3 protein-coding genes and 1 pseudogene are annotated in these 4782 nt (G+C 55.7%); 2 read left to right on the plus strand and 2 right to left on the minus strand.

Annotated elements, in window-relative coordinates:
• Window positions 1-132 precede the first annotated feature (132 nt).
• Both Q0216_RS05865 and Q0216_RS05870 read left to right on the plus strand, forming a co-directional pair.
• Entirely contained in the window at window positions 133-342 is a 210-nt protein-coding gene (locus Q0216_RS05865; RefSeq protein ID WP_298593705.1) for a hypothetical protein, read from the plus strand.
• The gene (locus Q0216_RS05870) at window positions 342-989 is read left to right on the plus strand and encodes a Fic family protein (protein WP_298593707.1); all 648 of its coding nucleotides are present in this window, start codon (window positions 342-344) and stop codon (window positions 987-989) included. Before Q0216_RS05865 ends, Q0216_RS05870 begins: the two co-directional genes overlap by 1 nt.
• 1892 nt (window positions 990-2881) lie before the next feature.
• Here Q0216_RS05870 and Q0216_RS05875 read toward each other — a convergent pair.
• Both Q0216_RS05875 and Q0216_RS05880 read right to left on the minus strand, forming a co-directional pair.
• Window positions 2882-4162 carry a Fic family protein gene (locus Q0216_RS05875; RefSeq protein WP_298593709.1) on the minus strand — a complete coding sequence of 427 codons (1281 nt, stop codon included), beginning with the start codon at window positions 4160-4162 and terminating at the stop codon, window positions 2882-2884.
• Window positions 4163-4351: 189 nt separating this feature from the next.
• Window positions 4352-4782: pseudogene (locus Q0216_RS05880) on the minus strand (carbonic anhydrase); the annotation flags it as partial.

The raw sequence follows: 4782 nt of genomic DNA on the forward strand, positions 1-4782 counted from the left end.
AGCCTTTTCTGGTTCTGCGCGCTTCCAACGCCGGAAGCCGCGCGTACAGAAAACCGCATATGTAGCTTTCTGTATTTCTGTATCACGTTCCCCTCACCGCACCTACGGGGTAAATCTTCAAGAGAGGAAACCATGTCAACACCAACCACCCGCACCGACAACTCCAACAGCTCCATGAGCCCTGAAGAAGCCTTGCAATTCGTTGAGGCTGGCATGAACCTCGCGGGGCACGTCGTCACCGACCCCCACCTCCAGGAGCTCCTGCGCCAACTGGCACACCACGAAATCTCTTTCGAAGAGTACGATGCAGCCACCACCCGACACATTATGGGTCGCGCGTAATGGCGAAGCACTACGAGTGGGGCGACTACTACATCCCCGGAACGCACGTCCTCCGGAACCTTTTTACCAGCCCCGGAAAACCATACGGTGAAACTGACCCCGCTAAACTCAAGCAGCTCGAAGAGTCCAAGGTGAGCGGTCGCATGCTCTTGCTGGCACAGCAGCCTATCCGCGGCAATTTCGATTTTGCCCACATGAAGGCGATTCACGGTTTCCTCTTTCAGGATGTGTACGAGTGGGCTGGTCAGGAGCGTACCGCCCCCAGTTTTTGGGATCCGCGCATGAGTAAGGAAGGGCACCGCTACTTCCCGGCTGGTGAGCCGATGCTGGAGCAGGCGAACCGGCTCTACCGCGGGGTGGCGGCTAAGAACTACCTGGCGGGTCTTTCTCGTGAGGAGTTTGTGCGTGAGTACGCTGAGTTGTGGAATGAGCTGAATGTGGTGCATGCGTTCCGTGAGGGTAATACGCGCACCCAGTTCGTGTTTTTCAGTCAGCTTGCCGCGCATGCCGGGTACCGTCTGGTGCCTGCTGCTTTTGCGGTGGCGGCGGGTTTGCGTGATGAGTTCGTGGAGGCGCGTTTTGAGGGTCAGGACACCGGCAGGAGCGCACGCCTTGCCCAGGTGCTGGCGCGGGCGATTGCTGAGTAGCCGCCGGGTCTTGTTTTGAAGGTCGGCGGGTATTGCCTCTAGTGGGATTCCTGGCGTGACCAACCACGTTGCCGAAGAATCCCATGCTTGGTAACCTTGAGGTACAAGTTAAAACTCATCCCGTACGCTCTGCGCAAGTTACCGTGCTGCTCATCATGTAAGTGGTGAGTTCCTATCAGATTTTCTGTGTAGGGAGGGGAAAGGGTGAGGCTGCGGGGGGAAGCCTTCTTATGGCCGAAGCCGTGGAACTTGTCATGGGTATGAGGCGTGGTCCCCATAGGGTAGCGCCTCATAACGCTTTAAGGGCGAACCTTTAGAGGTTCGCCTTTTTTGTGCGCCGAACCTAGACCCCGACCGCGCGTGACTGAACCGGTTGCGGGGCAGAAGTAACCTCCGTATAGTTGAGAGTGCAAGGTAAAGCAAGATCCCTGAGGTAGTCGCCGCAAGGCGAGGAGGTATACTGGGTGAGCCGTAGCGGGGTGTACCGGTGGATCCTGGTCGAAGCTACGGACCTTGCACATAAGGCACCCTCAACGGGTGCCTTTTTTGTGCCCAACATATGGGGCGTCACCTCGTGTAGTATGAATGTATCGGGTGCCCTGCATCCGGTACTAGAGCGGCAAATCTAGCACCGGGCTTAGGGTTTTTACCACTTCTTCTTGCCGATTAGTTCAGCCAGAAGGGTGGTAATTTCCGAAACATTCGTTTGAATGTACCTTTCTCTATTGATTATGGATACCTGGATAATTGGTTTGATTACCGGGCTTGGAGTGTTGAAGTTTTCCCATTCAACACTCCTGGTGTGAATATTTTTACACTAAAAGAGCAAGTTATTCAGGTGTTTTCACGAAAATACCCCCTGGTTTTCAGGGGGTATTTTTGCGTATATTAACTTATGTCTATGGGCACTGCGCCTTCTCAGATTCCCGAAGGGCGCGATAAGCTCGCACCTGGCAGAACACTGTTGCAAACAAGATAATCAATGAAATGATGTTGAGAGCTGAAGGATTCGACAGTGCGCATGAGGAGAAGGGGCTCAAGGGGGAAGAGTGCCCAAAATGCTTGCTCATAATGTTGACCTTTGATAGCCTGGATACATAAGGAATATTCCGTGGTTCACCCCCTCCCGGTGCTGGTACACCGGGAGAGAGTGAAGGAACGGATGGGAACGGTCAGGTCACCGGGAATATTAGCCAGAGTTTCCAAAAGGATATTTCCTTTCTATTTAGTTATCAATGTCTAGATTCCTAGGCTTGGACATGTTAGGAATTGCGACTTCCTAACATAATAAGAAGCTCGGCAATAATGTACATTGTTGCCGAGCTTCTTTATTTCTATCTAACTAATTTTTACATATTAGTTTAATGTATAGAAATAGTGAACCACGTTATCCTCTATATTATTTTTGCGTTTTCCCTATCCGCTAGGCCCACCGCAAGTAACACCGTCACGGGCATGTAGTAGCGGAGTTTGCTATAGTGGTTATCAGCAAGGTAAAGCAAGAACCCTGAGGTAGTCGCCGCAAGGCGAGGAGGTATAACGGGTGAGCCGTAGCGGGTATGCCGATGTAGGTCGGCCGAAGCTACGGACCTTGCGCATAAGGCACTCCTTGCGGGTGCCTTTTTTTGTGCGCCGAACCTAGACCCCGACCGCGCATGACTGAACCGGTTGCGGGGGTAGGTATAACCTCCGTATAGTGGGGGTTGTCAGGATAAAACGACGGATTACCGCCTACGGGCCCAGGGATGAAGGCTCTAAGGGGCAAGCTGGAGGACTCCGGCCGAACTTAGCGCTCCTGACACATAAGGCACCCTTACGGGGTGCCTTTTCTGTTTAACTCAAACTTCGGGAGGGGACGCACGCTGGCGCATCCCCTCCCCTATATTTTGCGGCTATTCTTCGTCGTCATCAACGGCGGGCAAGCCCAGCAGGGCGGTTCCCGCCTCGGTGAGGGACCAGCGCATCGTGCGGCCAGCCTTCACGCCCTCAACAAACCCAAGCCCCTGCAGCAGTTTGAGCCTATCGCGCAGAGTCGGCGCCGTAACACCCAGCGCATCCTGCAGCTCGCTTGAGGTAGGCGCGACCGGCGCACGGAAAATATGCACCTGCCCCAGCAGGTACAGCAGCCGCAACACATCATCGAGCTTCTTCGAAGTCAGCCCGGGGGTGCCACCCGTCCAGGCACGGCTGCCCTCCAGTTCAGTGATACGTCTGCCAAGGGCACGCCACGCACGGTCACGTACCTCAAGTTCGTCTACCAGGTGCTCCTGAGCCTGCTCGATCAGCCCCAGAAAAACATGCAGAAAACCGGTTACTTCACCGTAGTTGAGGGGTTCTTCCGCCGCGCTAAACGCCTTGTAGTAGCGTCTCTTCTGAATGTTGAGCGTGCTCGGCAGGGTGAGGGTCGTCAGCCGGGTGAGCGTCTGCCCCAGGTGGGACACCAGCAGGTACCTGCCCAGGCGGCCGTTGCCGTCGTAGAAAGGGTGCGTGTATTCCACCATGAAATGCGCGGTGATTGCGGAAAATAGCGCCGGCACGTTCGGGTTGAGGGCGTGGTCGAGTGCCGCCTGGACGTTAGCGGTGATGGTTGCTTCACTGTCGGGGGCGCGGTGAATTTCGCGGGTGTTGTCGTGAATAACCACGGGTTTGGTGCGGAATAGCGCCCCGTCTGGGTGGTCTTCTTCCGCGAGGTGCCCTTCGAGCAGCGTGTCGTAGAGGCTACGCACCTGCTCGACCGTGGAGGGTGGGCGGCCCGCCCCCAGGTCTTTGAGGAGGTTCACGAATTCGACGGCGCGCTTGGCGCGGGGGTCTTCGCTGTCACCGGAGGTGAGCGCCTCAGAGATGAGCTGGCGTGTGGTGTGTACACCTTCGATGCGGTCGGACGCCACGATGCTGCGTACTGCCAGGTCGAGCAGGTAGCTTTGCATGGCGATGCTGGGCAGCTGGGAGCTCAGCTGTTCGATGTGCCGTTCACGGCGCATAATGCGTTCAAAGGATGCGAGCGTGGTGCGGTCTGCCAGGTAGAACAGGGGGTGCTCGCCGACTTTGAATTCGTCGAGGAGGTAGGTGGAGTGGCCGTTGCGGCGTGCCTGCAGTTCGGTTTGTGCGGCGGCTTTGCCGCGTTCGTGGAAGATGCTTTTGAGGGTGCGGTACCTTGTGCTGGTGGTGCTCACGTATGCCCTCCTTGATAGTGTAAAAAATCGCGGTTTTTTTCATTATCCCCCTGATTTTCAGGAAATAGTGAAAAAATCCGCGATTTCTTTCATAATCCATGTCACACATGGGTGGCTAGGGTGCCAGGAGAGGTCCCCGACTTAGCCCCCTGCAGGGTCGCCTCCTAGCGGGAAGCCGCACCCACCGCTCTACTTATTCTGTTCCTTCAGTCGTTTTTCAGCAAAGAGCTTGTAGCCCTGCGGCTCAAGGATATGAGACGCCTTCCACTTATTGGGTCGCTCCGCAGTACGGTGCAAACGCACGTAGTAGGCAGGGCTGAGGCTTCCCTCGACTCGTACGCAAACCGTGAGCCAGTAGGGGTTGTCACCACCAGGAACTTTCAGGGTCGGGTCATCAACCAGTTCAGCGCTGATTACGGTTCCTTTCAAAAGGTCAATACGCGATTTAGGCCCGTACTCATTCTGCACTTCGGGGTCGACCATCGGGTAGAGCTCTTCAGACCACTCCTTGTACGGCTTACCGCTGGTGTATGCGGCGACAATTGCTTTCGCGGCTTCAAGGGCGCGACCGCGGTCTTCGTCAGTGATGCTATTGAGGGTGGGAACGCTGGAGGGCTGCT

It is taken from the genome of uncultured Rothia sp. (assembly GCF_937976295.1).
Lineage (GTDB): Bacteria > Actinomycetota > Actinomycetes > Actinomycetales > Micrococcaceae > Rothia.